This is a genomic window from Acinetobacter pullicarnis, assembly GCF_006352475.1.
GTDB lineage: Bacteria > Pseudomonadota > Gammaproteobacteria > Pseudomonadales > Moraxellaceae > Acinetobacter > Acinetobacter pullicarnis.
In genome coordinates this window covers 20,723-45,765 of record NZ_VCMZ01000003.1, presented here as the reverse complement: position 1 = coordinate 45,765, position 25,043 = coordinate 20,723, and the positions used below count along the sequence as shown (strand labels likewise).

Here is a 25,043-nt window from a genome sequence, read left to right as displayed (position 1 = left end):
TATTTTTCATAAAGCCTCCTTGGTTTTTATCTATTTACTAATGGAACTGAATTTACAGCATGTAAAATAGATATAACATGCTCAATAGTTCGTATAATGTGACTTATTAGACAGTTTACGTAGGGGCTATGTATGGATGCAGACTTTGGATATCAGATTAAAAGAGTTGTGAAATTAAGGGTTCACGAAAAACTGCAAATATAGGGCAAATCAGATTGTCTATACCCATAATTTAGAGCGCCCGAGCATCAGGAACTCACTGAAAGCAGACGTTTCTGAAAATAAACAAGGCACAGCGCTTGAAAATTTCGAGACATCAACGTTTTGCCAAAAGGCTAAAAATGCGTGCACTACTCATTTCGCATTTAAAGAGAGCATCGGTTATTAGGCAATAACGATGTGGCCAAAATTTGTCGACCACTACACTATCTCGTAAACGAGTTTGATAGACGTCAACTAGTACGTATTTTTAGTGTAAGGTCATATTAATGCACGATGCTAAACTCTGCTGTGAGCTAGGTAGGATGTATAAATACCATAAATATTTCAATGCTTTACTTTTTAAAGCTCAAGTGAGTTACTCAGTTCCGACTGTTGGTGGCAGATTTGGAATCTCGCGATTTGTCTTAAATGTCAGCCAAGCAAGTCTCTCGCTAATAAAGTGTTGACTATCCCTGACAAAGTAACAATTTCTTGCCATAATCAGACTTAAGCACTTTACTTAGAGTGTATGTGCGCCGCTTAATGCATCAATGCTGCTAATTCCCTGATTGACATCAATCACTTTGTTTCCTGTTTGATACTCTGAGATAAACAAGATCGAATGATGCAAAAGGGGACTATTTAAATACTGAGGGAACAAATGGCAGTAGATTTGAGCATAGAAACCGCTCTGCTCCTAGAGCGCTGGCAAGGCATTGTAAACTCGATGGCTCAAGTCGCGGAAGTGCCTTGTGTGCTGATTAATCGATTAGATAAAAACGAAATTTGTCAGGCTGTTGGCAGTGTGTCAGTACCAACTTTTTATTGCGGTGAACCTGTTCCATTGGCACTTAACACTTATTGTTCCCAAGTCATTTCCAGTAACCAGCCATTACTAGTTGAAAATGCAATCGGTACCCGATATGAAAACAATAACCCAACATTTGCAGCAGGCTTTAGTTATTACTATGGCCTGCCATTGCTTTGGCCTAGCGGAAAAACTTTCGGTACTTTGTGTATGTTGGACTTTTCAAGCCCAGATCGGGCATCACAACACTGTTCCTTACTCACACTTTTTAAGCAGGCCATTGAATACGATTTACAGATGCTTCAACAACAGCAAGATCTGCTAAAGCGTGAGCAACAAGCAGACAAAAAATTTATACAACTATTCAATGAGATGTCAAATAGGATAAGACCGGTAACTAATAATAAGTTGCTTCAATCTGAGTTGTTTGTACTTTTGACAAGCCAATACCAATACTGGCATCAGGAACTGGATAAGCAGCTTAATCAAACCGTCCTGACTGATGAAAACTCCATTCATATAGCGGCACTGGTTCGAATTTGGTCAAATTTGTTGGCGATTGCCCATGAAACAGAATGGTTGAGAGCTACGGCAGTTCTAGAACCTTATAGTTGTGATGCTGTTGCGTCACTGGTCAATGCAACTCCATTATTAGAACAAGCAGTGTATAAAACAGCGCTGACCCTTGGTGCTGATCTCGTTTTGAGGAGTCATTTGCCTAATCCACTGTTACTAAGTGGGAAACCAGAGTTATGGTCTCTGATAGGACTAGCTATCACGAGCTTTTTAGTTGTTGGCGCCAGCGGTACAAGTATAACTATTTTTGTCAGTAACCGATTAAAAGGTAAGTACAGAGTTTTGGAATGGTCCCTTCTTGTAAAAGGCCAGACGATGCCGCTGCGTTTTACCCGCGATAATCAAGCGCTTTATGGTTTTGCAACAGTATGTGCCGAGTTAGCGGGTGCTGTTCTTGAATCTGGTGAGTGGCAATTAACTGAGAGTCTTCAGCAACAGAGTCGTTATCTCAACTCAAATCGTGATCACGTTGACGACATTGAAAGCAGGAATGCTTCAAGAACTGCTAATGGCATAACCAGGCTTATCTGCTTATCGATACCGGTGATGGGAGACGATTTATAAACACTCAGCGATGATCAGCGAAGTTGTGTTTTAGTTTTCTTGTTGGCACTACATCCGGTATGGCGGCCTTTAATCTGAGAGTGACACTTGGGATAACTGAAAAACTGGCTGTGATTCTGCTGAACGGAGCTTGGTGCTAAGCATGTTGGCGTCATTCAAAGCAAGGTCAACACTGCTATTAACGTTTACGATTATCTGACGGACGTGCTGCTGCGCGTCAACCAACATCCAGTAAGCAAGGTACATGAACTAATGCCGAAGTTACGGAAAGCTCAGTTCGAAAGCGCATTACAGCGTTCAGCTCTATTTAGCAATCCCGATGCTTCGGTAAAATAAGCCACGGAAAATGCTCCGGAGGCCGCATGCACACTAAATAGATGACGTTAGACGAAGAGTTGGATTTAAACGAGCAAATTATAGAGCCTGCGACCGGAAAAGCCAAAAGTTTATAAATACAGCTAAAACTCAAATCAAGCAGGCGAATATTGTACAAAACAATACCATTGCTACAGAGATAACTTCAAGTCTGACAGATCTATGCTAGAGTTAAATCAACGATTTAATTCATTTTTCTATGCAGGATCTTTGAAAAATGCAGTAGAAAAACGGAGAAGTACATGACCTTTAGTTTAGCTCAAACAGCTAGTGCAGAAACCACACTAAAAGCACCTGCTGAAGCAGATCAGAACCTGCGGGATATCACTGAACTGGCGTGTTATATCTGTGATGCACCAGTGGCTATGGTGACGCGAACCGATGACACAAAGCTGAATCTAATTGCAAAAGTTGGTATTTCGCGTACCTCTGTATTAATTAAAGAGTCCTTTTGCGTGTATGCAATGGAAACACCTGATGCGGTAATGGTGGTCCCTGACGCTACTTTAGATCACAGATTCAGTACCAATGCTATGGTGATTTCAGGACCTGGCTACCGATTTTATGCTGGCTCGCCGCTGATTGATCCCGAAGGTGCAGTGATTGGTACTATTTGTGTCTATGATCATGTTCCTAAGCAGCTGAACCAGCGGCAGATAAGCTCTTTGCAGGCTCTGTCCAGACAAGTGATCGCCATACTGGAGCTGAAAAAAGTCGGCGAACAATTACATAATACCAGCATGACGGATGCGCTGACAGGGGTGAACAACAGAAGAGCTTTTGACCTCAAGTTTGAAGCTGAATTTGCTCGCTGGCAAAGAACAGGACAATCTTTTGTACTGGCATTGATTGATATTGATCACTTTAAGAGTTTTAACGACAGCTATGGTCATGCCGCAGGAGATGAGGCACTGAGTCAAGTCGCGGCTCTGTTTCAGCGCCATAGCAGGAACTATGACTTTTTCGCCCGTTATGGTGGTGAAGAGTTTGTGCTGATCCTGCCAGGCACAGACACAGCGTCCGCAAATAAAACACTGGAAAAGTTAAGGCTGGTAGTGGCTAACCATGAGTGGTTATTACGACAATTAACGGTCAGCATAGGTTTGGCCAGCGCTGATTTATTTGACGACAAAAAGCAGTTGCTCGAAGTCGCCGATCAGATGTTATACAAAGCTAAAACCCAAGGCCGCAATCAAACCAGTGTGTTCGCCACACTGTAAGAGATCTGTTCATGCTGCGCTGATCTCAAGACCTCATAAAAACTGAGGTCTTGCTTCGGTCGATAAGCTGGTCTGATATTGGCATTATTTATTCCTTTCAAATACATGGGTAATGCGACTTACACAGATTTTTTATGCTCTCTTGGACTCCATGTGAAGGAGATCGTCACATTCTTTACATATAGAAAATAGAGTTCTTTAGCCAGCTGCAATTTCAGATTAACCGATTCGGTAAGCTTTCTGCATTTCCGGAGACAACTTTTTTAGCCAGCTTGAGAGACTGAAGCCTTTTCTATCGGTACTATTTAATTTAGTAAAATACAGATGTTCATCCCAGCGAGGACCGAAATCTACTTCTGCAAGACTTACAAGCTGTTTGTTTCTGCGAAGACGATGCTTTTGATGGTAATCTTCGGCGGGCCAAAAATAACCATTTTGTTCTCCGGCCTCAATCACCTCGGGAGATTTCTCCTTTCCAATCGCTTGAATCAGTTCTTCAGCTACTTGTTTTTGCTCCAGATCAAAAACAAAAAGTATCTGGCGATACTGGCCCTGCTTTCTACCATGAACAGACCATGATTCAAAACTTCCAAGAAGTTCCCTGTAGCTGATTTGGTCTTTATCGTAGATCACTCTGACGACTTCGGCGTGTCCGTTGATGTTGCGGTAACTCGGATCCAGAGTTGATGCTCCAGCGTAGCCAACACGTGTTTGCACTACTCCCTGCGTCCCTCCAAAATTAGAATCCGGTCCCCAAAAGCAACCCATGCCGAAAACCGTTTGACTAAGCTTCCCGATTTTCAATGCTTCTTCGATTGCTTCAGGGGTTGCAAATTCATAGCTTTCAACACCGTCTTCTTTATTCATTTTTAGATCCGACATATTTTTCTCCTAACTTTCAAGAATTGTAGCCACTCCCATTCCTCCCGCCGTGCAAACGACGATAAGGCCACGTTTTCCAGGACCAGCTGAGTGCAGTATCTTTGCTAAAACTCCGACGATCTTAGCGCCAGTAGCCGCAAACGGATGCCCAAGGGCAATGCTACTTCCACGGACATTTAGCTTCGAGCGGTCAATTTTTCCGAGAGGCTCTGATCGTCCCAAACGTGTTTTGCAGTATTCAGCAGACTCCCACGCCTTCATCGTGCAGAGCACTTGTCCAGCGAACGCCTCGTGAATTTCGTAAAAATCAAAATCCTGAAGCTTTAAGCCGTTTCGCTTCAATAATTCACTGACCGCCACAGTTGGGGCCATAAGCAAACCTTCGCCAGCGACATAATCCACGGCGGAAGTATGAGAATCCACAATCTTAGCCAACAGGGGCCAATTATTCTTTTTTGCCTCTTCTTCTGATGCTAAAAGAACGGTGGATGAGCCATCTGTGAGCGAGCTTGAATTTCCCGCCGTCAAAGTCCCTTTTTCTGATTTATCAAAAACAGGTTTTAACTTCGACAATTTTTCCAAAGTTGTATCAGCACGCAAAATTCCATCGGTCTTATTTCCTTGGAATGGAAAGACGAGATCATCATAAAACCCATCTTTATATGCTTGAGCTGCATTTCTGTGACTTGCCAGCGCTAACTCATCTTGCTCTTGGCGAGAAATATTCCACTCTTTAACCATGAGTTCGCAATGCTCACCCATTGATTTTCCGGTGCGTGGCTCAACCACTGCGGGCAACACTGGCTTTAGATCGCTAGGTTTAATTCCTAAAATGATTTTTACTTTCTCACCAAGCGTTCTGGCAGAATTCAACGCAATCAATTTTCTTGCGAAAGTTCGACTAACCATAATGGGCAAATCGCTGTTGCTATCAACACCGCCCGCAATGCCACTTTCAATTTGGTGGCTAGAAATTTTGTGAGCAATCTGAATCGTATTTTCCAAGCTCGTTCCGCAAGCACGTTGCACGTTATATGCCGGAGTGTTTGGATGCAAACCGGAGGATTGAACGACTTCACGAGCCAAATTCCAGTTAGCCGAGCTGTGCATGACAGCTCCTAAGGCTACATCGCCCACAGTTTTTCCTTCCAAGTTATATCTATCAACTAAACTCTTTAGGCTCGCCGTCATTAGTTCTTCACTTGAGACGTCTCGATATGCGGTCATAGATTTCATAAATGGAATCCGAGCTCCACCTACGATATAAACGTTTCTCGTTTTCATAATTTCACCTCCGGCTTTGTGTGCCGTTCAAAAACTTCTCCGACCTTCACGTCGTACGATTCAAAAATGTAGTCTTTGCCAAGCATCTTGGCTTTTTTGTGTTCGGGATGCTTATCCCAAGCATCGAAAGCTTCTCTGGTAAGGAACTCGACAATTAGAACATCTTCACCGTTAGGAGAAGAAAACCGCTCATGGCTTCCGTAACCAGGAATGGCTTCGACAAGCGCGGACATCTCGGCGTATCTTCTTTCAAACTCCCCACCGTGCTCCTTGGCAACACGACTGCGGACAACTGCTATAATCATTGATCTGACTCCTTACTAAGCTAATTACAATCCTCAAAAAAAAGATCTCGTTATTTCATCGAAGCTTCCAACCACTTGTCGAGATCCTTGAACTTGGGGTTTCTCAGCTTCTTTGTCCCAACCAGTATTGTCGGGAAATTTAACTTTCCAGTAGTATAAAGGGATCGCAGTTCATCAGCTGCCGCGTCGTCTTCGTGAACATCTAAAAAATCAAACTCGATTCCTTTTTCTTTCAAGTACGACTGGTAAATCTTGGTTTTATGGCAGTCTTTATGACCGAACAGCTTAATCAACACGAACGGCTCCTTTTTTCAAAAGGTTCACTTTCATAAACCCCCTCGATTTAAAAATTATTCTACAAACTTCAATGACTCCGAGTTGATGCAGAATCGAGCCCCAGAGGGCTCAGGACCATCTGGAAAAACGTGCCCTAAGTGGGCTTCGCACACATTGCATAGCACTTCGATTCTTCGTCCGTAAGTCGTGTCCAGTTCATATTGAATTACGTTGTCGGCGACGGGCTCAGAAAAACTCGGCCAACCTGTTCCCGAATCAAACTTAACGTTCGAATCAAACAGTTCAGTGTCGCAGCCCGCGCAGGCATACCGTCCTGCCTCATAAAATGAACAGAGTTCCCCAGTGTGAGGGCGCTCGGTGCCTTTCTTCCGCATGACATTAAATTGAGCGGGCGTCAGAATTTTTTTCCACTCTTCCTCGCTCTTTTCTACTTTTCTAGGAGGAGCGGGAGTGCCGTTATCGAGATAGTTGTTAATGCTTTCCCAGTTGAACATAAATTTGCTCCTTTATTTTTGGGTTTGTTCTTTAGCTATCAATCCACGCGAAGAAGTCAGTCGCGCTACCAATGAATTTTCCATCCACAAAAACTTGCGGAACAGTTTGAAGGTTGGTTTTTTTCTTCAACTCATCATAAGTCTTGGGATCGTCATCCACGCGAATTTGTTTAAAATCAACTTTTTCAGAAGTTAAGTACTCCTTCACGCGTTTACTAAACGGACAATGGTCTTTTGTGTAGATGACAACGTTCTTAAGTTCTTTCATTTTTTCCTCTTTCGTTTGATTCATGGTTTAATCTCTCTCAAAATGGCACGTGTACCCGTGGGGATTCTTCTTCAAATAGTTTTGGTGATACTCCTCAGCGTCATAAAACTCTTTTTCCAAGGCTACCGTCGTGACCACGGGATTCTCGAAGCGACCGATCTCATTGACCTCATCAATCACGTTTTCGATAATCGCTTTCTGTGCATCGTCACGATAGAACGCTGCCGAGCGATACGAAGTGCCAACATCATTTCCTTGGCGATTCTTCGTAGTCGGATCATGGATTTTGAAAAAGTAATGTAGAATCTCTTCGAGAGATATTTCGTCTTGGTCGTATTCCACGCGAACCGCTTCGGCGTGCCCCGTTTTCCCTGTTATAATATCGGCGTAGGTAGGATCATCAAAATCTCCGCCAGAGTAGCCCACCTTCGTTGACGTCACACCGTCCAGACTCCTAAGGAGGTCTTCGAGACCCCAAAAACACCCTCCGGCAACGATCACATAATCTAGTTTCATAAAGCCTCCTTAGTTTTCATCCACTTACTGATTAGACAGAGGTGGTCCCACTTGTTTGAACAACTAAAAGCGTATTTATAAGTGATATTCCGCTCTAGTTAAGCCACCTTGTTTTGTTGGGGTAGCTGATCATAGTAAAACTCATTTGGTGTCAATTTGTCTAGACTCGAATGAGGTCGTTTCAGATTATAAAACTCAAAATATGCACTCAATTGCTTTTTCGCATCTGTGACACTGCTATAAGCTTTGAGATACACCTCTTCATATTTAACGCTCCGCCATAATCTTTCAACCATCACATTATCAATCCATCGACCTTTACCATCCATACTGATTTGAATGCCATTTGATTTCAATACATCAATAAATGCATCACTGGTGAACTGACTGCCTTGGTCTGTATTAAATATTTCAGGTGATCCATATTTTTCAATTGCTTCATTTAAAGCCGAAATACAAAAATCCACATCCATACTAATCGATACCCTATGCGCAAGTACCTTGCGGCTATGCCAATCAATCACAGCACATAAATAAACAAAGCCTTTTGCCATAGGGATATACGTTATATCCGTACACCACACTTGATTACTGCGCAGAATAGCCAACCCTTTGAGCAGATATGGATATTTACGGTGAGCTTGATTAGCCTGGCTTAAATTTGGTTTGCAATATAACGCCTGAATACCCATTTTCTTCATTAAAGTACGTGTATGACGTCGTCCTATATGATGCCCTTGACGATTCAACAAATCACGCATCATACGACTGCCTGCAAAAGGATATTGCATATGTAATTCATCAATACATCGCATCAGTTTCAGATCTGATGAGCTAACAGGTTTTGGGCGATAATAATAACAACCACGAGAGACTTTCAGTAACTTAGCCTGTTTAGATACTGAAATCTGAAGTGAGTGATCGATTAACTTTTGTGGTTGAAGCGGCCCAGTTTCTTCAACACACCTTCTAAAAAATCAATTTCTAATGCCTGCTCACCGATTTTTGCATGTAACTTTTTAAGATCAATGGGGGGTTCTGATGGAGCTTTTGATTGATCGAAAGCTTGCGAGGAAGCTGAGATCAATTGATTTTTCCAGTCAATAATTTGGTTTTGATGAACATCAAACTCAGAACTCAATTCAGCAAGTGTTTTTTCTGCTTTGATCGCAGCAAGTGCTACCTTAGCTTTAAAGTCGTTTGAATGATTTCTTCTTGGTCTACGTGCCATAAAATACTCCATATATTGATGTTTATAACATCATTTGAGGAGCAGAATATCACTTATAGGAGTTGTTCAAATTTCCGGATCCATCTCTAGACTGACTTTACAGCATGTAAAATAGATATAATATGTTCAATAGTTCGTATAACATGACCTATTGGACAGTTTACGTAGGAGCTATATATGGATGTTCTCAGTGAAATTTTAGATAAGGTAGAGCTTACTAGCAGCTACTGGTATAGAACCTCATTTGCGGGAGACTGGGGCATCAGCCTCCCGCAGGAAGAGAATCTAGCGAGATTTCACATCGTGACTCATGGCGAGTTTTGGTATGAGGTGCCAAAACTTAAACTTAAAGCATTGGCGGAGCAGGGCGATATTTTGATCTTTTTCAAAGGGATGGAGCACACCATGGCCAGTGCACCAAAAATCAAGGCCGAGCCTGCGGCCGAATTTAGAGCTAAAGCCAACCTCACCGAAGCTCAAGTTTTGGAATACGGTGATCAGAGCAAGCTCAAAGCCAACGTCGTTTGCGGACATTTTTGTTTTAATGGCGGACCCGATCATCCATTCTTAAATTCGCTGCCAAATGTCGTGCATATCAAGAGTGCTGATAACTCCCACTCGCCTTGGCTTGCCATGCTTTTAAGTATTATAGAGCAGGAAGCAAAATCAGGGCTTCCTGGAAGCAACACGTTAGTCAGAAAGCTGACCGAAATTATCTTCGTGCAAGCGTTAAGAATCCACATGTACAAATCCAATAAAAATGCTGGATTCTTCAAACTGATCGAAAATCCGCAACTCAGCAAAACCTTGGAAGCTATTCATCATAGTCTCGATAAAAAATGGGGTCTTGACGATCTCGCCGGGATTGCGGGGATGTCGCGTACGAACTACAGCGTCAAATTTAAGGAGCTGTCAGGCATGACACCTCTTGATTATTTAACCTATTGTCGGCTTGAAAAAGCAAAGCAGCTGCTTAAAGAATCCGGTAAGTCTGTTCCCGAAGTGAGTGAAGCCATTGGGTATCCGGCACATGAACACTTTCAAAAGTTGTTTAAGAAAAAAATTGGCAAAACTCCTAGCGCGTACAGAAAAGAAAATTCTGAAAAGGTGTAAAAATGAATATCTATAACTCTCCTGTTACCAAAATAGCTTTCTGGGTCATCGTCGTCGGCAGTGTATTCTGTCTTCTTCTCCCTTTATTCTTACCTCTTCTTCCTCTTCACTACTTGAAGGATTATGGCGAAATAGGAGATGCTTTTGGAGGTATTTCGAACCCATTCGTACAGATACTAGGTTCAGTAGTTCTGTTTTTAGCGCTGAAAGCCCAGATTGATGCGAATAGAATCCTTCATCAGCAAATCGAAAAAGAAAACACGAAGGAGCAACTAAGGCACGAGTTAGATCAACTTCACGAACTTTATATGTTCGTCGAAAGAAACATCAAAAATTTTAGTTACGATCAAGAAAAGACCGTTGATGGCAAGACGCAAATGATCCTTCTGTATTCTCGACGTGCGATTAAATGTTTCATTGAGGATCTAGAGAGCTTAGATGTTGATATTCACAAAGATGACGACATTTTAAGGTTCGACGGGGTTAAAGAAATTATGAGCATTTTGAACAGCGTTGACCTATATTTCGACAAAATCAAAGACAGCGAGATTGCACCTTATCATAAGAGTTTTTATAAAACGCTTATGCAGCACGAACTTCTCTTCAGCGTTTTTCCTTATCAAGATCTCGACAATCAAGCGTACCTAAAACAAGAGCATTGCCCAGAGTGTGGTGAATATCATGCAAATTATCCGCCACTGATTTATGACCGGTTACAGAAAATTAAAAAAAGTTTCTCCTGATGTATTATGGATATTTATTCGGTATCGGTCCTACCAAAAAGCTATTTGTAGTATCTCGAGTACGTGCTGTGGTGTAGTAATTCCAATCTTAGAAAACTCAAAGCTTATTCTGAAACTATCGGAATTGTCGGTTGGGTGAGACTTAGTCGCCCCGTAAAGCCTTATCGGGGCGGCAAAGATAACTTTTTATATCACTGCTATTGATGACGTCCTTTGTTTACTAAAGTTGTAAGCCCTTATTCTTTGTTTTAGACCTTCAACCACTCCGGGCTTGTCACTAGGAGAGTCCCCTTGGCTAACCTTAGCCGTCAGATCGTATTCAGCGATTTCTAGCCGGTCCCCCTGAATCATTTTACGCCAACCGTTCCACAACTTAGGGTCAAGCTCTTCGGTACGCCAACCATCGGTCGGTTCGCTCCGACTCGCTAAAGCCAGATCCCTGATTTGGTTCTGGAGCGTTAGATCGTCAATCATTGTTCGGCGTCAACTATCTTGGCCGGTTCGCGTCAATTATGATGGCCGGTTAGGTTTTCTCATTTTTCCTACTTCCAGCTTGTTTTAACTGATGTTGTTTTCGATAGCTTTCTCCTTCTAATTCTATAATTGTCGCGTGGTGGATCAGCCGATCTATGGCCGCTACCGTCATCATGCTGTCTGGGAAGATCTGATCCCATGCACTAAACGGGTGATTGGCTGTGATGATCAGGCTACCGCTTTCATATCGATGCGCGATAAATTCAAACAGTACCTGGGTTTCTGCATCGGTTTTTTTCACATAACCAATGTCATCAATGATGATCACCTGATACTTATCCAGCTTGCTCATCTCGCTCATCAGATCCAGTTCGCGCTTGGCTTGTTGTAACTGTTGTACCAAGCCAATGGCTGGAAACAGTTTGCAGCGTATGCCTTGCTCAATCAGCCGGTAACCCAATGCATTGGCTATGTGTGTTTTGCCGGTGCCACTGGGGCCAATCAGCAGGATATTATCGGCGTGATGTGCCCAGGACAGGTCTTGGTGCAACTTGGCGATGAGCGCTTGATTTGTCCGGCTGAGCACGCTGTTATCCAGAGTGCTTAAGGTTTTTCCCGGTGCCAGCCTCCCTTCGCGTACCCAGCTTTGTGTGCGCCGTGTAAAGCGCTCTGCGAGCTCGTATTCGCATAATGCCGCAAGGTAGTCACTGTGCGACCAGCCTTTTTCTACCGCGGTTTGCCAGAGTTTTTCATAGTGCCTGACGAACGCCGGCAGCCTTAATTCTTTGAGCAGTAATGCAACGGAGGAAGTCAAAATGGCACCTCCACATCGTGTTTCGCCTGTGCCTTTAATGACGTTAGCAGTGCATCATAACTTTGCAGGTTATGTTGCTTTGTCTTAATGTCTGGTGCGCTTTGCGGGGTGTAAAAGCGCTCCTGAATGGTTTTGGCACTTTCAAACAGACCGGCTCTGGCCTCTTGCAACAAGGTCTCTCCCAGCTCTTGTTCGCTATCGTATTCGCTCGCCAGCCATAACACCGTGACTATCCATTTACAGGCATCCTGTGCTGGTAACGCATCATCCACTAACTGCCACAACTGCCGGTAATTGTCGTCAGGTAAGATATCATCCCGCAGTTGCGAGTAACGAAACGCCTGCGGTTTAGCGGCCAGTGAGCGGATAATATGCCGGTAGTTGATACAACGTGCACGGCTTTGGCCGAGGGCCGGGTAAATTCGTGGCAAGGTCAGCGCCACTTGCTGGCCCACATAGAGCACCAGTTTGTTATGATACAGCCGTACTTGCAGGCGTTCGCCAATCAGTCGTGATGGCACGCTGTACACCACCCGGCGCACTTCAATGGTGGCACTACGGGTGACTTTAATGCTCAGCAAGGTGTAATCAACAGCATCATATTCCGGTAAGGCTTGCAGGGTTTGCTGTTCTTCTAAAAAGCGGCTGCGTGAGCGCTGGTTTAGCTTGCCGACGATTTGATCAATAAAGGCCTGGTAGGCTTCGATACTGTCAAAGTCACTGTGGCCGCGAAGTAGCAGGTGCTGCGCCAGACGGCGTTTAAATGAGCCATTAGCGCACTCCACTACGCCGTTCTCATGCGATTGCCCCAGGTTATTGCGCGTTGGCGTCATGTTGTAATGCTCGCACAAGTCCTGATAGGCATCTGTCCAGACATTTTGCGTATTGTTCCTGGCGGCACTGAGGCTATCGGTGCGATGCTCCACCGGACAGCCACCAGCCTGCGTCAGCGCACGCTGTAAACCGGTAGATAAGGCAGAATAGCTCTCACCACCCTGAACCACAGTGATGGAACGCCAGCCGCTATAAGCGAGGCGGAACTGATACAGCAAATGAGCAAAGGGTTGCTGCTTAATGGTGATCGGGCTATCAGGATGAGTAAAATCAGAGAAGCCCTGTAAACCGGGTTGAGCTTGCTGGCGGAAGATGACATCTTTCTCCGGGCCATGTAGTGCTTTCCATTTCTTAACCCGACGCTGCAATGTTCTCAGAATTCGCTGGTCATATTGGTTTGGATAGAGCGCCTGCAAATGCTCCAGCAAAGTAATAGGCGTAAGCTCTGGTTTAGCGTTTAAAAGAACAACTAGATCGGTTTCCCATACGGCTTCCAGTGGATCTTAGCGGGTGCGCCAATCTCTATCAGCTTTAGCGCGGGGTAAGGTGTTGGACTGCTCAATACGTCGGGCAGTGCGGGGGGAAATGGCAGACTTCGCAGCAGCGATTTCTTGAGTCATGCCTTGTTGGCGATGCTGCATATACAGCTCCTCTTGTCGGTGGGTGATATGTTGTCCAGGCACCTTGAACTCCGAACAGAAAACAAGGTACCTATTGTGACACCCAACCGGCCAAGATAATTGTCGTCAACCGGTCATCCTAATTGTCGCCGAACACACTTTCAAGGTGAAATCATTCTTTGGGCTGTTCGTTGGTATTGTAAATATGGCATCAGCTATCGTGAACTTCAAGAAATGCTCGCTGAACGAGGCATAAATGTGGATCACAGTACAATTTATCGTTGGGTTCAGCGTTATGCTCCAGAAATGGAAAAACGGTTACGCTGGTATTGGCGTAATCCTACAGATTTACATTCATGGCATATGGATGAGACTTATATCAAAGTGAAGGGGCGATGGACTTACCTGTATCGTGCAGTTGATCAACAGGGTCATACGATTGACTTTTACCTTTCCGCTAGACGGAACAGTAAATCAGCCTATAGTTTTCTAGGAAAGATCTTCAATACGGTGAAAAAATGGCAAATTCCACGGGTCATCAATACAGATAAAGCAGCGACCTATGGCCATGCTTTATCACGATTAAAGCGAGAAGGAAAATGTCCAGTAGATATTGAGCACAGGCAGATTAAGTATAAAAATAATGTCATTGAATGTGATCATGGTAAGTTAAAGCGAATCATCAGGGCCACATTAGGATTCAAATCTATGAAGACTGCTTATGCCACAATTAAAGGTATTGAAGTCATGCGTGCACTACGTAAAGGACAAGCATCGTCATTTTATTATGGTCAGCCTCAGGGTGAAGTGTGTCTAATCAACAGGGTTTTCGGTCTCTAAGCACTTTTTAAAGGGAACATCATCGACTCAAATCTCTATTTGCAACAGTGCCAGAAATAGATATATTAAAAAAGCTGTCATTAACGTCTCACCACTTATCGAAATAGTCTTGAATCTGTAATACATTCAGTCATATATTTGATTACGTCACAAAATCAAAAAGTAGATGAGTCATGAGCAATAGTCGTGGCGGAAGCCGAGATGGTTCCGGTAGAAAGCTCAAATATAATGAGCCTACAAAAACGGTAAGAGTACCTGTATCCAAAATCATAGAGATCAGGAATTACCTCAACGAGGCAGAGAAGCAAAGCTTCAATGATGTGACATCCATCACGCTTGTAGATCCTACAACATTTATGCATATTCCTTTGGCTTCAGAAAAGGTTGCTGCTGGTTTCCCTTCTCCTGCCCAGGACTATGTCGACAAAACTTTGGACATGAATGAGCACCTCATTAAAAATGAAGCTGCAACCTTCGTTGTGAAAGTAGCTTCACTTTCCATGAGAGATGCAGGTATTGAGATTGATGATGAACTAATTGTAGACCGGAGCATTGAAGCCAAACATGAAGACATCGTGATTGCACTGATCGACGATGAGTTCACCGTGAAACGTCTCATGATTGAAGGTGATCATAACCATTGGCTTAAAGCAGAGAACCCTGAGTATTCTGACATTCATCTAAAGGATGGGCAGGAAATGGTGATTTGGGGTGTAGTGACTTTTGTCATCAAGCCATTCAGAAAGCGTTAATACTTTATTGGTTTCATGCTCATGCAAGCATCTCACCAGAAGATCTATGCTTTAGTAGACATCAACAACTGCTATGTCAGTTGTGAACGTATCTTTAACCCAAGTTTGAACAATAAGCCAGTCATTGTGCTATCCAACAATGATGGCTGTGCTGTAGCTCGATCTCAGGAAGCCAAGGACTTGGGCATTAAGATGGGTGTTCCTCTCTTTCAGATCAAGGACATCGTAGAGCAGCATCAGGTGCAGGTGCTATCGAGCAATTATGCACTGTATGCAGAGATGTCTCGCAGATTCATGAAGGTGCTCTCTGATTTTGTATCTCCCAAAGAGCAGGAGATTTACTCAATTGATGAGTGCTTTCTGGATCTGACAGCTCATTCAGGGAATTACGACTTGACTGAATATGCCCATCAGATTCGTCAGCGTGTGTTTTCTTGGCTTGGTTTACCTGTATGTATTGGCATTGGACGCTCAAAGACTGAAGCGAAACTAGCGAACCATATTGCCAAGAAGAACGCTTACTTCAATGGTGTTTGCAACTTGGTTTCAATGGATCCATGCTCTGCTGAAACTCTGCATCAAGCCATAGATGTTGGTGAAATCTGGGGCGTAGGCCGAAAGCATTCCAAGAAGCTCAACAGCTTGGGGATTCATTCAGTTATGGATTTTGTCTTGGCTTCCCCTCTGATGATCAGGGACCAATTTTCTGTAGTGATGCACAGAACTTTATTGGAATTGCAGGGAATTGCTTGTATTGAACTGGAACATACGCCACCTGCAAAGAAGCAAATCATTGCTAGTCGCTCCTTTGGGCAGAGGATCTATCACATAGATGATCTCAAGGAAGCCATGTCGCTGTATGTCATGGATGCTGTTAGCAGACTGAGAGATGATAATTTGTTGTGTGGTTGTCTGATTGGTTTCGTTCAATCAAACCCATTTGATAGCTCAAAGCCCTTCTACAACAAGTCTTTATCTTTAGCTTTACCAGAACCTACCGACAACTTATTGGTGCTCTCTAAACTCGCTACAACGATGATTGATGGCCTGTATGCAAAGGATATAGCATTCAAGAAATGCGGCGTGATTCTGACGTGTCTCGAACCAAAGGAAAACCATGTGTATGACATGTTCACTGATATGAAACACATCGAAGTCAGCAATGCCTTGATGGATTCCCTCGAAGCGATTCATCTTAAGTATGGCAAAACCAAGATTGCCTTGGGCGCGAGTTTAATGCCGAACAGAACATGGAATATGTCACGAGATCGGCTAACACAGAACTACTTTAAGTGGGATCAACTGCTTTGTGTGAAGTAAATTGTCAACGGCATTCTAAAATTGACCCCTTTCACCTTACAAATGGCAAAGTAAAATTGACCCCTTTGATCTCGTATTAAATTTCAACCTGGGGCTGAATCCCAATTCTTTTTTTATCCTTCAAACGATAACTCTCACCCGATATTTGTACCACATGACAGTGATGCAGCAACCGATCTAACATCGCAGCGGTCAACGTAACATCATCCGCAAATGACTTAGACCATTGGCTAAAGGGTAAGTTACTCGTCAATATCGTACTGCCTTTTTCATAACGCTTGGCAATCACGTTAAAGAACAGATTCGCTTCTTCACGTCCAAACGGTAAATAACCAATTTCATCGATAATCAGTAACTTTGGTCCCAGTACCGCACGCTGCATATAGGTTTTCAATTTACCTTGCTGATAGGCTGTACTCAGTTGCAGCATTAAATCCGCTGCGGTAATGAACTTGATCTTAATGTTGTTCATGATGGCCTTATAGCCTAATGCCATAGATAAGTGCGTTTTTCCTACTCCGCTAGCCCCCAGAAACACCACATTTTCTGCTCTAGCAATAAAGCTCAGATTGAACAGTTCAATCACCTGTGATTTAGGGGCCCCTAGGGCATAATTAAAATCATAGTCTTCCAGGGTTTTGACTTGAGGCAGGCCTGAGAGTTTCATCAGTACCTGCTGACTGCGCTGTTGCCTGGCAGCATATTCATGCGTCAAGATAGCTTCAACAAAGTCGGCATAACTTCCATCCTGACCTAATGTTTGTTGTGCATGATGTGACCATTGTGATGCGATGGCAGGCAGATTGAGCTTTTGGCAAAGTTGCTCTATACGGTCGTATTGCAGATTCATCAGGAAACTCCCAGCAACTGGTCATATACCGATAAGGGATGCTGCAAACTCTCGTAGGGCATGACATGCTGTGCTGCTGCAACAGGTACAGTGCCAGAACCCGTATCTGATTGCGGTAATGGCGTAAATTTTTGCTGCTCCTGTTGCAGTCGAACAGCCGGTTTTTCTTGCGTGGTGGCATGAATCCGCTGATTGGCGGTTTCATGCAGCCACCGGCCAATGTGGGCATTGGCGACATCAACATCTAACAGTAAACCCGAAGTCTTCAGGCTTGCTTTCAATGGCACAATAAAGCTTGATTTGAGGTATCCATTAAAGCGTTCAACTTTGCCTTTGGTCTGTGCACGGTAGGGCTTACATACGCGAGGACGAAAGCTGTATTTCTTGGCGCAATCGAGCAGTTTGGGGTTCCATTTATGCTGCCCCTCCTGATAGGCATCCCGTTCAATCATGATCGTTTTAGCGTTATCAAACAGGATTTCCTGAGGTACTCCTGCAAAGAACTGAAATGCATTTTCTAGACCATCGATCCATGCATCGGTACGTTCATGATCATAAAATTTCACGAAAGTCGCTCTGGAATACCCTAATGTTGCGACAAAGGCTTTTAAAGTCGTGTTGTTGCGTCGAATTGTCGTGAAATCTACCTGCATTTGTTGGCCAGGTTGGGTTTCAAAACGAATGATCGGTTCCGGTTTAGCAACTGGTTTTAATGTTGCAAGATATTCCCTCAAGATCCTGATCTTTCCTGGATATCCCAACCTTAAAATTTCCTGGTAGAGCACAACAGCAGGAATCCATTCAGGATGAGCTGCGTTTACACGTTGGAGTAAATAGGGTTTATATGGGTCAAGGATACTTATTCTAGGCTGTATACGCTGATACTGAGGTGTGGTGTTTTGCCGTAAATATTTACGTACGGTATTTCTGGACACCCCCAGTTCACGACTAATGGCTTTAATAGATTTACCTTGTTGATGAAGTATTTGGATTGTCACTGCTTGCTCCAAAGTTAACATGTTGAGCAGTCCAAAATGACCGCTATATTAACCAAGGGGGTCAGTTTTTAAATGCCATTAGGGGGTCATTTTTACACTGCCGCTAACAAAATGTCTTACCTATAAATTGATTTCGTTTTGGTTTCACAATAGTTGTTTATTGATTTCAAAATAGTTGTAATTTACTACTAAACTAATCGAAGATTATCTACAAAAAAAATGCCCATAAACATGAGTGTTTTCATAGACACTATCTGCTTATAGGCATTACATCATTTATGAATGACGAGAGTTGGCATCATCATAGATGGCATTGTTTTCACGTCTGCCTACAGCAATCACGATGACAATTACCTCATCATCAACGACTTCATAAACCAGACGATAACCAATACTACGAAGTTTGATCTTATAGCGGTTAGGATGTCCTGACAACTTGTTTTTGGGAATGCGAGGATTCTCCAAAACCTTGATCAACTTCTTCTTCAATGGCTGCTTAATACTTGGATTAAGCTTATTCCATTCTGCTAATGCTTCTTCTAAAAAGTCTAACTTATAGGTCATCAATATTTACTCGAATGCGTTTCTGATTCGCACGAGCATCTGCAATCTTATTCAGTTCTAGATCTTCTAGTTGTTCCATCATCGTTTCATACAGATCAGCCGGAACACAGTAAAACGCTGGTGTATTACGATTGAGGATTGCGACAGGTTCCCCTTTGCCTGCCAACACTGTATCCATCGGACTCTTTTTGAGTTCAGTAATACTTGCAGTCATTCGTGCATGGATTAATTGAGTCATAGTTAAGCCTCTATAGAATTTAGTGTTTGGAGTTTGGGTTGAATCATTACGAGTAGATTTGGGTAGCTAATTTCAGCATACCGGTCCAATGTGGATCTCATTCTGATAAGCAAGGAGGCATCAGTAACTAGCAGCATCTTCGCAAGGTAAGGCATCGCTGAACGAAATGCCTTTAACCATTTACGATGTTGCTCAATACGGTCTATAGATTGTGATCGCATTTCCCGTCTTTGGGGAACTATACAATCTAGGCAACTTTCTAATGCACGTACTACATCAACCCAAGAAAGGACATTAAGAGCTTCTTCTAACTCTTTGGCTTGAATTTGTTGGTGCTCTCTTTCATCCATTAAATCAAATAGACGTCTGAGTTCCTGCATACGAACTTCATCCTCTCGTTTTAAACGAGATTCTTCAGTTTCAGTCCAGATAGCATCAGAATTCATTGGTACTCCTATTCAACAATAGAACTATAGCATAGATAAAAGAACACTTAAAAGTACTTTTAAAAAACTCTAATTAACCCTCTTTGCTACACGATGGCTGTTGTTACACAAAGATTTCATAACTATATGATTTTAAAAGTTTTGATTATTTTTTGATCTAAAATTAAATCTATTTAAATCAGATGCTTACATATTTATGCAACAAAGCCCTTTTAAACTCAGTTAATTTTAGGGAGCATTACCCTCTATCATTCCAATTTCCAGTCAATGTACAAAACAACTTAGAAAGCCAATGGCTAGCATTTCTCATGGACTTGCTACCTCAAGGCTATGGGCGAAAAGGGCTTTTAAATCAGCTGGGTTTTTCAATTAATGCAGAAGAACAAGCTGATTGGCCCCTACTGAAATCTGGGGCAGGTAATCCTATTGGTAATCTACGAATTAAAGAAGCTTATGACTGGCTTCAAGATCATTCTCCAGCTGTGAAACCTCGTGGATTTAGCCTAAGCGAAATTATTGAGAGGAAAATAAGGTTTCATTGAGTCACTTGCAGAGGTGATCCCACTTGTTTGAACAACTAAAAGCATATTTATAAGTGATATTCCGCTCTAGTTAAGCCACCTTGTTTTGTTGGGTTAGCTGATCATAGTAAAAACTCATTTGGTGTCATTTTGTCTAGACTCGAATGAGGTCGTTTCAGATTATAAAACTCAAAATATGCACTCAATTGCTTTTTCGCATCTGTGACACTGCTATAAGCTTTGAGATACACCTCTTCATATTTAACGCTCCGCCATAATCGTTCAACCATCACTCTACCCATCGACCTTTACCATCCATACTGATTTGAATGCCATTTGATTTCAATACATCAATAAATGCATCACTGGTGAACTGCCCCCCTTGGTCTGTATTCAATATTTCAGGTGATTCATATTTTTCAATCGCTTCATTTAAAGCCGAAATACAAAAATCCACCTATATACTAATCGATACCCTATGCGCAAGTACCTTGCGGCTATGCCAATCAATCACAGCAAATAAATAAACAAAACCTTTTGCCATAGGGATATACGTTATATCCATAGACCACACTTGATTACTGCGCTGAATAACCAATCCTTTGAGCAGATATGGATATTTACGGTGAGCTTGATTAGCCTTGCTTAAATTTGGTTTGCAATATAACGCCTGAATACCCATTTTCTTCATTAAAGTACGTGTATGACGTCGTCCTATATGATGCCCCTGACGATTCAACAAATCACGCATCATACGACTGCCTGCAAAAGGATATTGCATATGTAATTCATCAATACATCGCATCAGCTTCAGATCTGTTGAGCTAACAGGTTTTGGGCGATAGTAATAACAACCACGAGAGACTTTCAGCAACTTAGCCAGTTTAGATACTGAAATCTGAAGTGAGTGATCGATTAACTTTTATGGTTGAAGCGGCCCAGTTTCTTCAACACACCTTCTAAAAAATCAATTTCTAATGCCTGCTCGCCGATTTTTGCATGTAGTTTTTTTAGATCGATGGGTGGTTCTGATGGAGCTTTTGATTGATCGAAAGCTTGCGAGGAAGCTGAGATTAATTGATTTTTCCAGTCAATAATTTGGTTTTGATGAACATCAAACTCAGAACTCAATATCGGGTGAGAGTTATCATTTGAAGAATAAAAAAAGAATAGGGATTCAACCTCAGGTTGAAACTTAATACGAGGTAAAAGGGGTCAATTTTAGAATGCCGTTGACAAAAAATATTGACTCTCCGACAAACCCGGCACGGTTCAGTACGATTTTCACTTACTAGTACTTAAATAATCACCCCACCACTGCATCATTTCAGTCCGTTGAGCTAAATAGTCAGCGTGATTATAGCTGGCACGGGTACGGTTTTTATCAATATGTGAAAGTTGTGCCTCAATCCAATTATCTTGGAACAAACCTGAGTCATTCAAAATGGTACTAAAAGTAGAACGTAATCCATGAGAAGATAGTTGATGTTTGCCATACCCCATCTTACGTATGGCCATATTTAGAGTATTAAAATGAATCGGTTGATTGTGTTTGCGAGGGCTAGCAAAAAGGTATTTTTCACCGTATGACCACTGCATGACGTCTTTCAAAATCTCTAAAGCCTGATTTGAAAGTGGAACTATAAAATCTGGAATCTCATGGCCTAATATGACTTTTCGTCGAAACTGTTTAATATTCAAGGCAGGTATTTTCCATATTTTTTTATTTAAATCAAAATGATGAGGCTCAGACAATAACAATTCAGCCCCTCGCACTCCAGTATATAATTTAAACATCAGTGCTTTTTTAATAATCGGATGGGCATCCAATTTTTGTAATTTATACTTAAAATCAGATATATCCTCCGCTTTCAAATACGGATAATTTTTCTTGATTTTACTGTTAATGGCGATTTTATTTAAACCATGAGCGATGTTGAATTCACAATAACCCATCGCTACAGCGTAGTCATAAATTTGGTTCAAATAACTACAAGCTTTCTTGACAGGTTCTTTTACTTGGCGTCCCTCTATTTTTTTGATTACTGAAACCAGGTCATAACGCTTGATGTTTTGAAAAGGTAAATCCTGAAGGTCTGGATAAATATCTTGCTGTAAGCATCTTTCTGCTAACTGTAGTACACCACAGCGGGGTAGATCGTTGAAGGCATTTTTCAGTTTGAACTGTAACCACTCCTCCCCAACCTTACCAAAGGTGATGACATTAGAGGCAGTATCATGTTCAAAACAGAAATCATTGTCTTTAAAGTCATCTCTGACTTGTCGTGCCTTTTTCAGCGATAAATCAGGATAAAGACCTAACTGAATGCGTCGACGTTTTTTAGTTTGTGGATCTGTATAGCGATAGCACCAAGATTTTCTTCCACTCGGCTCAATCTTCAGGCTAAGCCCATCTTCATCGGATAAAAAACAGGTTTTTTCCTTGCAATGAGCTTGGCGAACTTTAATTTCAGTAAGACTCATGGAATTTAAATGAAACCTAATAAGTGGTTGATTGGATCAATTATATCAAAATAGAACGCTTTATATATGATGCGTATATTACGCATCATATATATTTGTAATATATTGTTTTATATATTTATTATTGAAAATATTTTAGTTTTAGTAACCATCATGAGTACCACCTCTAATTTAATTTCCCAACAACTTACTTATCTGTGATCAATGTTAAATAAGTCTTATACTGATCCTAGCCCAGCCCATATGGACAATGCTTACTTCTAAAGATAACGTAACGTTAACTTTATAGATGTAAAAATGGCTAAAGGCTTTAGTCCAGAATTTAAAAAGCAAGCAATTGATTATGCACTTTCAACCTCACACAAGTCTGTAGCTGCAATCGCCCTGAAATTAGGTGTCTAGGATCATAGGAAGGGTTTGAACAATTAAAAAAAGCACCCAACGGCGCTTTTTTCTTTCAGATTTTTGCATGAATTTAATCATTAAATCCTAAGTATTTTGGCAATTCATTTTTGAAAAACCAACGTGAGCGACTAGCACCCACATCACGATACTTAATATTATGAATAGATTTGCAATGGATACACTCAAATTGCTTCCATTCCGTACCGCCACTTAGATCGTCAACCCAATCTTCTTTTACTATTGTATTCCAGCCTAACGGCATACTATCTATAGATAAAACAGTACATTTTTCACAATTATTGTTCATACAATCTTCTATAAGTAATTTCAAAAAAAAATTCTAAAATTGTGAAACGACATCAATGAAAATAAACTCTCTAGAATGTTTAGTTGGCATTCCTACGAATGTAAATTCAACATTCCTTTCTACATCATTTCTTCGTGTTTCCGCATGAACAGAAGAAACATGACTGACATCAAAGAATCGTACCATGTTGTTTAGGCCAATGATCTCATCATCCTCATTGGCAATTAAAACCTCTAATTCAGGATCAAACTTTTCTAATTTTTCAATTAAATCTTTAACTTTCATTCCTAACCTACTTATATATAACAGTATATTCTTTTTTATCCAATGGATGGACTATAGTCTTTTTCCCCCACTCAAATCTTTGAGGAGTCGGAAAATCTATAAACCTTATAAGATCATAAGTCCAATAATCTTTGCTTTTTTCAATTGCTTGCTCTGGCGTATATTTCGAAAAAAAATGGATTTCGATTATATTTCCTTCAAGATCTCTAGCATGCAATAAACATGAATAATTAGGTATGAATCCTTCAAACATGTTAATACTCAACCTATAAATTATTTAAAAAAAATTGCAGAATATAGCTTGCGAGAAAAAGGTATTTTCACAGATTTTTTTTGTTGAGAAATACATAACAAGAAAGAAAATAGCACCTGCAATCATCAGGAATATGCCTGTAAATTTCCAATTTACGACATCCTGATTCCCACAACGGCCACAGTAATAATAATAACCTTTGATACGCCCACCACATTCAGGGCAATTTTTGTGATTGATTAAGTAATTAGACATATTTAATACTCCATTGTTAATTTTAGAAAGCACACAAGCACGAATGCCTGTGCACCAGATCACTTAAGTTGCACATGGAACTAAAAAAGCCCATGCCTCATAACCATACTCATGCGCATCTAACACCTTGCCAGAATTGCCTCGTACTTTACGGAATCTACAAAAGATCCATTTCATGCCTTTCGGCGGTTCTTGAGTACCTAATTTCTTAAGCACATAGCTCACCTCCTCTCCCAAGGAGATTTGAAAAGCTGACTTAAATGATCTACAATGAAGTTCTCACGCTTTATAGTAGTCATCTGAGTAAGCCGAATAGCCCTTGGGTGTACTATCCGAAACTGATATGAAAGATAGCTTTCATATCAGTTTTTTCATTTTAAAGAACTAAATTTATTTCTAGCCGCTTTATAACCAACTTTGAATTTTTCTTGAATGTCTTCAATAGACAAATTAATACATGCTTGTGTTGGCATCAGTAACTCTGCCGCAAACGTATCAGCTTGCCATTCAGAATCTTCATAATGTTTATGCCTGACTGCACCACGTGCTAAGGCAAAACCCTCATGAAGAATTAAGTGCCCTATTTCATGTGCTACAGTAAATCGCGCACGGCAATGTTTTGGATCAGATACATCGCATAAAGCATCATAAGTATCTGCACGAAGAATAATAGTCATAGCATCTGGATTAGTTAAAGCCTCAACATCAGGCATATCCTCAATTTCCCAGACTTCTAAAATGACACCTAATTCATGCAATCGATGTTCTAAGCCTCGACTTAAATCTATTGACTGATTTAGTGACAGTTTAAAAATCTTGTCACGAATAATGAGTGCTTTTTGTTTTATGCTTTGTTTACTTAAAGGCGCGACTTTAACACCTCTAGGCATACATCCAGATGTCATA

The 25,043-nt window shown here is 41.6% G+C and carries 28 protein-coding genes and 2 pseudogenes; 8 read left to right on the top strand and 22 right to left on the bottom strand.

Features of this window, described 5'->3' with window-relative positions; genetic code table 11:
* Window positions 1-862: 862 nt before the first annotated feature.
* A complete protein-coding gene (locus FD716_RS18230; RefSeq protein WP_000257537.1) occupies window positions 863-2,149 on the top strand; it encodes a GAF domain-containing protein in 1,287 nt (428 codons plus the stop codon).
* A gap of 617 nt (window positions 2,150-2,766) precedes the next feature.
* Complete coding sequence (locus FD716_RS18225; protein WP_002119794.1) at window positions 2,767-3,744, top strand: sensor domain-containing diguanylate cyclase; 978 nt, start codon at window positions 2,767-2,769, stop codon at window positions 3,742-3,744.
* A gap of 219 nt (window positions 3,745-3,963) precedes the next feature.
* Here FD716_RS18225 and FD716_RS18220 read toward each other — a convergent pair whose 3' ends face one another.
* From FD716_RS18220 to FD716_RS18185, 8 genes are all read right to left on the bottom strand, one after another.
* The gene (locus FD716_RS18220; RefSeq protein ID WP_001281573.1) at window positions 3,964-4,626 is read right to left on the bottom strand and encodes a peptide-methionine (S)-S-oxide reductase MsrA; all 663 of its coding nucleotides are present in this window, start codon (window positions 4,624-4,626) and stop codon (window positions 3,964-3,966) included.
* A gap of 9 nt (window positions 4,627-4,635) precedes the next feature.
* Window positions 4,636-5,910: an acetyl-CoA C-acetyltransferase gene (locus FD716_RS18215; protein WP_000857678.1), complete on the bottom strand. Its 1,275-nt coding sequence runs from the start codon at window positions 5,908-5,910 to the stop codon at window positions 4,636-4,638.
* On the bottom strand, window positions 5,907-6,215 hold the full coding sequence (locus tag FD716_RS18210; RefSeq protein WP_000582514.1) for an antibiotic biosynthesis monooxygenase family protein: 309 nt from the start codon (window positions 6,213-6,215) through the stop codon (window positions 5,907-5,909). The genes FD716_RS18215 and FD716_RS18210 overlap by 4 nt, the downstream gene beginning before the upstream one ends.
* A gap of 50 nt (window positions 6,216-6,265) precedes the next feature.
* Window positions 6,266-6,511, bottom strand: a complete 246-nt coding sequence (locus FD716_RS18205; RefSeq protein WP_000905740.1) for a glutaredoxin family protein — start codon at window positions 6,509-6,511, stop codon at window positions 6,266-6,268.
* A 54-nt stretch (window positions 6,512-6,565) separates the two neighbouring features.
* The gene (gene msrB, locus FD716_RS18200; protein WP_000483554.1) at window positions 6,566-7,006 is read right to left on the bottom strand and encodes a peptide-methionine (R)-S-oxide reductase MsrB; all 441 of its coding nucleotides are present in this window, start codon (window positions 7,004-7,006) and stop codon (window positions 6,566-6,568) included.
* Window positions 7,007-7,037: 31 nt separating this feature from the next.
* Window positions 7,038-7,298 carry a glutaredoxin gene (locus tag FD716_RS18195; protein ID WP_001076938.1) on the bottom strand — a complete coding sequence of 87 codons (261 nt, stop codon included), beginning with the start codon at window positions 7,296-7,298 and terminating at the stop codon, window positions 7,038-7,040.
* A gap of 3 nt (window positions 7,299-7,301) precedes the next feature.
* The gene (msrA, locus tag FD716_RS18190) at window positions 7,302-7,790 is read right to left on the bottom strand and encodes a peptide-methionine (S)-S-oxide reductase MsrA (RefSeq protein ID WP_000762837.1); all 489 of its coding nucleotides are present in this window, start codon (window positions 7,788-7,790) and stop codon (window positions 7,302-7,304) included.
* Window positions 7,791-7,888: 98 nt separating this feature from the next.
* Window positions 7,889-9,033, bottom strand: a protein-coding gene (locus FD716_RS18185) for an IS3 family transposase (RefSeq protein WP_139853748.1) whose coding sequence is annotated in 2 segments (ribosomal slippage) — window positions 7,889-8,769 and window positions 8,769-9,033 — 1,146 coding nt in all. Because the reading frame shifts where the segments join, the coding sequence is not laid out codon by codon here.
* 165 nt (window positions 9,034-9,198) lie between these two features.
* Here FD716_RS18185 and FD716_RS18180 point away from each other — a divergent pair.
* A complete protein-coding gene (locus FD716_RS18180; RefSeq protein ID WP_039048342.1) occupies window positions 9,199-10,134 on the top strand; it encodes an AraC family transcriptional regulator in 936 nt (311 codons plus the stop codon).
* A gap of 2 nt (window positions 10,135-10,136) precedes the next feature.
* On the top strand, window positions 10,137-10,877 hold the full coding sequence (locus FD716_RS18175; protein WP_120385370.1) for a hypothetical protein: 741 nt from the start codon (window positions 10,137-10,139) through the stop codon (window positions 10,875-10,877).
* 523 nt (window positions 10,878-11,400) lie between these two features.
* On the opposite strand, the gene istB (FD716_RS18165) is transcribed toward FD716_RS18175, so the two are convergent.
* Window positions 11,401-12,165 carry an IS21-like element helper ATPase IstB gene (gene istB, locus FD716_RS18165; RefSeq protein ID WP_016167552.1) on the bottom strand — a complete coding sequence of 255 codons (765 nt, stop codon included), beginning with the start codon at window positions 12,163-12,165 and terminating at the stop codon, window positions 11,401-11,403.
* Window positions 12,162-13,682, bottom strand: a pseudogene (gene istA, locus FD716_RS18160) (IS21 family transposase). The gene istB (FD716_RS18165) and the pseudogene istA (FD716_RS18160) overlap by 4 nt, the downstream one beginning before the upstream one ends.
* Before the next feature lie 57 nt (window positions 13,683-13,739).
* Here istA (FD716_RS18160) and FD716_RS18155 point away from each other — a divergent pair.
* The 3 genes from FD716_RS18155 to FD716_RS18145 all read left to right on the top strand — a co-directional run bounded on the left by FD716_RS18155 (window position 13,740) and on the right by FD716_RS18145 (window position 16,531).
* On the top strand, window positions 13,740-14,459 hold the full coding sequence (locus FD716_RS18155) for an IS6-like element IS1008 family transposase (RefSeq protein WP_139853742.1): 720 nt from the start codon (window positions 13,740-13,742) through the stop codon (window positions 14,457-14,459).
* Between the two features lie 173 nt (window positions 14,460-14,632).
* A complete protein-coding gene (locus tag FD716_RS18150) occupies window positions 14,633-15,211 on the top strand; it encodes a LexA family protein (protein WP_039048359.1) in 579 nt (192 codons plus the stop codon).
* A 15-nt stretch (window positions 15,212-15,226) separates the two neighbouring features.
* Window positions 15,227-16,531 (top strand): Y-family DNA polymerase, encoded by a 1,305-nt coding sequence (locus tag FD716_RS18145; protein ID WP_039048360.1) that lies wholly within the window; start codon window positions 15,227-15,229, stop codon window positions 16,529-16,531.
* A gap of 76 nt (window positions 16,532-16,607) precedes the next feature.
* Here the strand turns inward: FD716_RS18145 and istB (FD716_RS18140) are convergent, their stop codons facing one another.
* The 5 genes from istB (FD716_RS18140) to FD716_RS18120 all read right to left on the bottom strand — a co-directional run bounded on the left by istB (FD716_RS18140) (window position 16,608) and on the right by FD716_RS18120 (window position 19,627).
* Window positions 16,608-17,381, bottom strand: coding sequence for an IS21-like element ISAba8 family helper ATPase IstB (gene istB / locus FD716_RS18140; protein ID WP_104851834.1), 774 nt, complete (start codon window positions 17,379-17,381; stop codon window positions 16,608-16,610).
* Window positions 17,381-18,400 (bottom strand): IS21-like element ISAba8 family transposase, encoded by a 1,020-nt coding sequence (gene istA, locus FD716_RS18135; RefSeq protein ID WP_139853747.1) that lies wholly within the window; start codon window positions 18,398-18,400, stop codon window positions 17,381-17,383. The genes istB (FD716_RS18140) and istA (FD716_RS18135) overlap by 1 nt, the downstream gene beginning before the upstream one ends.
* A gap of 255 nt (window positions 18,401-18,655) precedes the next feature.
* The gene (locus FD716_RS18130) at window positions 18,656-18,943 is read right to left on the bottom strand and encodes a type II toxin-antitoxin system RelE family toxin (protein ID WP_139853741.1); all 288 of its coding nucleotides are present in this window, start codon (window positions 18,941-18,943) and stop codon (window positions 18,656-18,658) included.
* Window positions 18,933-19,181 carry a type II toxin-antitoxin system Phd/YefM family antitoxin gene (locus tag FD716_RS18125; RefSeq protein WP_000192612.1) on the bottom strand — a complete coding sequence of 83 codons (249 nt, stop codon included), beginning with the start codon at window positions 19,179-19,181 and terminating at the stop codon, window positions 18,933-18,935. Before FD716_RS18125 ends, FD716_RS18130 begins: the two co-directional genes overlap by 11 nt.
* Window positions 19,182-19,183: 2 nt before the next feature.
* Window positions 19,184-19,627: a hypothetical protein gene (locus FD716_RS18120; RefSeq protein WP_139853746.1), complete on the bottom strand. Its 444-nt coding sequence runs from the start codon at window positions 19,625-19,627 to the stop codon at window positions 19,184-19,186.
* A 308-nt stretch (window positions 19,628-19,935) separates the two neighbouring features.
* Between FD716_RS18120 and FD716_RS18115 the strand changes: the two genes are divergently transcribed.
* Window positions 19,936-20,169, top strand: a complete 234-nt coding sequence (locus FD716_RS18115; RefSeq protein WP_198080028.1) for a hypothetical protein — start codon at window positions 19,936-19,938, stop codon at window positions 20,167-20,169.
* A 70-nt stretch (window positions 20,170-20,239) separates the two neighbouring features.
* Here FD716_RS18115 and FD716_RS18110 read toward each other — a convergent pair.
* From FD716_RS18110 to FD716_RS18075, 7 genes and pseudogenes are all read right to left on the bottom strand, one after another.
* Window positions 20,240-21,279, bottom strand: a pseudogene (locus FD716_RS18110) (IS3 family transposase); the annotation flags it as partial.
* Window positions 21,280-21,432: 153 nt separating this feature from the next.
* A complete protein-coding gene (locus tag FD716_RS18100) occupies window positions 21,433-22,632 on the bottom strand; it encodes a tyrosine-type recombinase/integrase (protein WP_139853745.1) in 1,200 nt (399 codons plus the stop codon).
* A 475-nt stretch (window positions 22,633-23,107) separates the two neighbouring features.
* Window positions 23,108-23,344 (bottom strand): hypothetical protein, encoded by a 237-nt coding sequence (locus FD716_RS18095; protein ID WP_016165480.1) that lies wholly within the window; start codon window positions 23,342-23,344, stop codon window positions 23,108-23,110.
* A 33-nt stretch (window positions 23,345-23,377) separates the two neighbouring features.
* Complete coding sequence (locus tag FD716_RS18090; protein ID WP_016165481.1) at window positions 23,378-23,629, bottom strand: hypothetical protein; 252 nt, start codon at window positions 23,627-23,629, stop codon at window positions 23,378-23,380.
* 7 nt (window positions 23,630-23,636) lie between these two features.
* Complete coding sequence (locus FD716_RS18085; protein WP_016165482.1) at window positions 23,637-23,882, bottom strand: hypothetical protein; 246 nt, start codon at window positions 23,880-23,882, stop codon at window positions 23,637-23,639.
* Between the two features lie 24 nt (window positions 23,883-23,906).
* Entirely contained in the window at window positions 23,907-24,137 is a 231-nt protein-coding gene (locus FD716_RS18080) for a hypothetical protein (RefSeq protein WP_016165483.1), read from the bottom strand.
* 371 nt (window positions 24,138-24,508) lie between these two features.
* The gene (locus tag FD716_RS18075; protein WP_016165485.1) at window positions 24,509-25,042 is read right to left on the bottom strand and encodes an ImmA/IrrE family metallo-endopeptidase; all 534 of its coding nucleotides are present in this window, start codon (window positions 25,040-25,042) and stop codon (window positions 24,509-24,511) included.
* Window position 25,043 lies beyond the last annotated feature (1 nt).

Bases quoted from the DNA above. Each gene is read 5' to 3' on its own strand.
- FD716_RS18090 (WP_016165481.1), bottom strand. From the start codon at position 23,629: ATGAAAGTTAAAGATTTAATTGAAAAATTAGAAAAGTTTGATCCTGAA.
- FD716_RS18215 (WP_000857678.1), bottom strand. From the start codon at position 5,910: ATGAAAACGAGAAACGTTTATATCGTAGGTGGAGCTCGGATTCCATTT.
- FD716_RS18130 (WP_139853741.1), bottom strand. From the start codon at position 18,943: ATGACCTATAAGTTAGACTTTTTAGAAGAAGCATTAGCAGAATGGAAT.
- FD716_RS18115 (WP_198080028.1), top strand. From the start codon at position 19,936: ATGGACTTGCTACCTCAAGGCTATGGGCGAAAAGGGCTTTTAAATCAG.
- FD716_RS18220 (WP_001281573.1), bottom strand. From the start codon at position 4,626: ATGTCGGATCTAAAAATGAATAAAGAAGACGGTGTTGAAAGCTATGAA.
- FD716_RS18075 (WP_016165485.1), bottom strand. From the start codon at position 25,042: ATGACATCTGGATGTATGCCTAGAGGTGTTAAAGTCGCGCCTTTAAGT.
- FD716_RS18210 (WP_000582514.1), bottom strand. From the start codon at position 6,215: ATGATTATAGCAGTTGTCCGCAGTCGTGTTGCCAAGGAGCACGGTGGG.
- FD716_RS18095 (WP_016165480.1), bottom strand. From the start codon at position 23,344: ATGAACAATAATTGTGAAAAATGTACTGTTTTATCTATAGATAGTATG.
- msrA (WP_000762837.1), bottom strand. From the start codon at position 7,790: ATGAAACTAGATTATGTGATCGTTGCCGGAGGGTGTTTTTGGGGTCTC.
- msrB (WP_000483554.1), bottom strand. From the start codon at position 7,006: ATGTTCAACTGGGAAAGCATTAACAACTATCTCGATAACGGCACTCCC.
- FD716_RS18085 (WP_016165482.1), bottom strand. From the start codon at position 23,882: ATGTTTGAAGGATTCATACCTAATTATTCATGTTTATTGCATGCTAGA.
- FD716_RS18100 (WP_139853745.1), bottom strand. From the start codon at position 22,632: ATGAGTCTTACTGAAATTAAAGTTCGCCAAGCTCATTGCAAGGAAAAA.
- FD716_RS18125 (WP_000192612.1), bottom strand. From the start codon at position 19,181: ATGACTCAATTAATCCATGCACGAATGACTGCAAGTATTACTGAACTC.
- FD716_RS18230 (WP_000257537.1), top strand. From the start codon at position 863: ATGGCAGTAGATTTGAGCATAGAAACCGCTCTGCTCCTAGAGCGCTGG.
- FD716_RS18175 (WP_120385370.1), top strand. From the start codon at position 10,137: ATGAATATCTATAACTCTCCTGTTACCAAAATAGCTTTCTGGGTCATC.
- FD716_RS18195 (WP_001076938.1), bottom strand. From the start codon at position 7,298: ATGAATCAAACGAAAGAGGAAAAAATGAAAGAACTTAAGAACGTTGTC.
- FD716_RS18225 (WP_002119794.1), top strand. From the start codon at position 2,767: ATGACCTTTAGTTTAGCTCAAACAGCTAGTGCAGAAACCACACTAAAA.
- FD716_RS18145 (WP_039048360.1), top strand. From the start codon at position 15,227: ATGCTCATGCAAGCATCTCACCAGAAGATCTATGCTTTAGTAGACATC.
- FD716_RS18150 (WP_039048359.1), top strand. From the start codon at position 14,633: ATGAGCAATAGTCGTGGCGGAAGCCGAGATGGTTCCGGTAGAAAGCTC.
- FD716_RS18120 (WP_139853746.1), bottom strand. From the start codon at position 19,627: ATGAATTCTGATGCTATCTGGACTGAAACTGAAGAATCTCGTTTAAAA.
- istB (WP_104851834.1), bottom strand. From the start codon at position 17,381: ATGAATCTGCAATACGACCGTATAGAGCAACTTTGCCAAAAGCTCAAT.
- istA (WP_139853747.1), bottom strand. From the start codon at position 18,400: ATGTTAACTTTGGAGCAAGCAGTGACAATCCAAATACTTCATCAACAA.
- FD716_RS18080 (WP_016165483.1), bottom strand. From the start codon at position 24,137: ATGTCTAATTACTTAATCAATCACAAAAATTGCCCTGAATGTGGTGGG.
- FD716_RS18180 (WP_039048342.1), top strand. From the start codon at position 9,199: ATGGATGTTCTCAGTGAAATTTTAGATAAGGTAGAGCTTACTAGCAGC.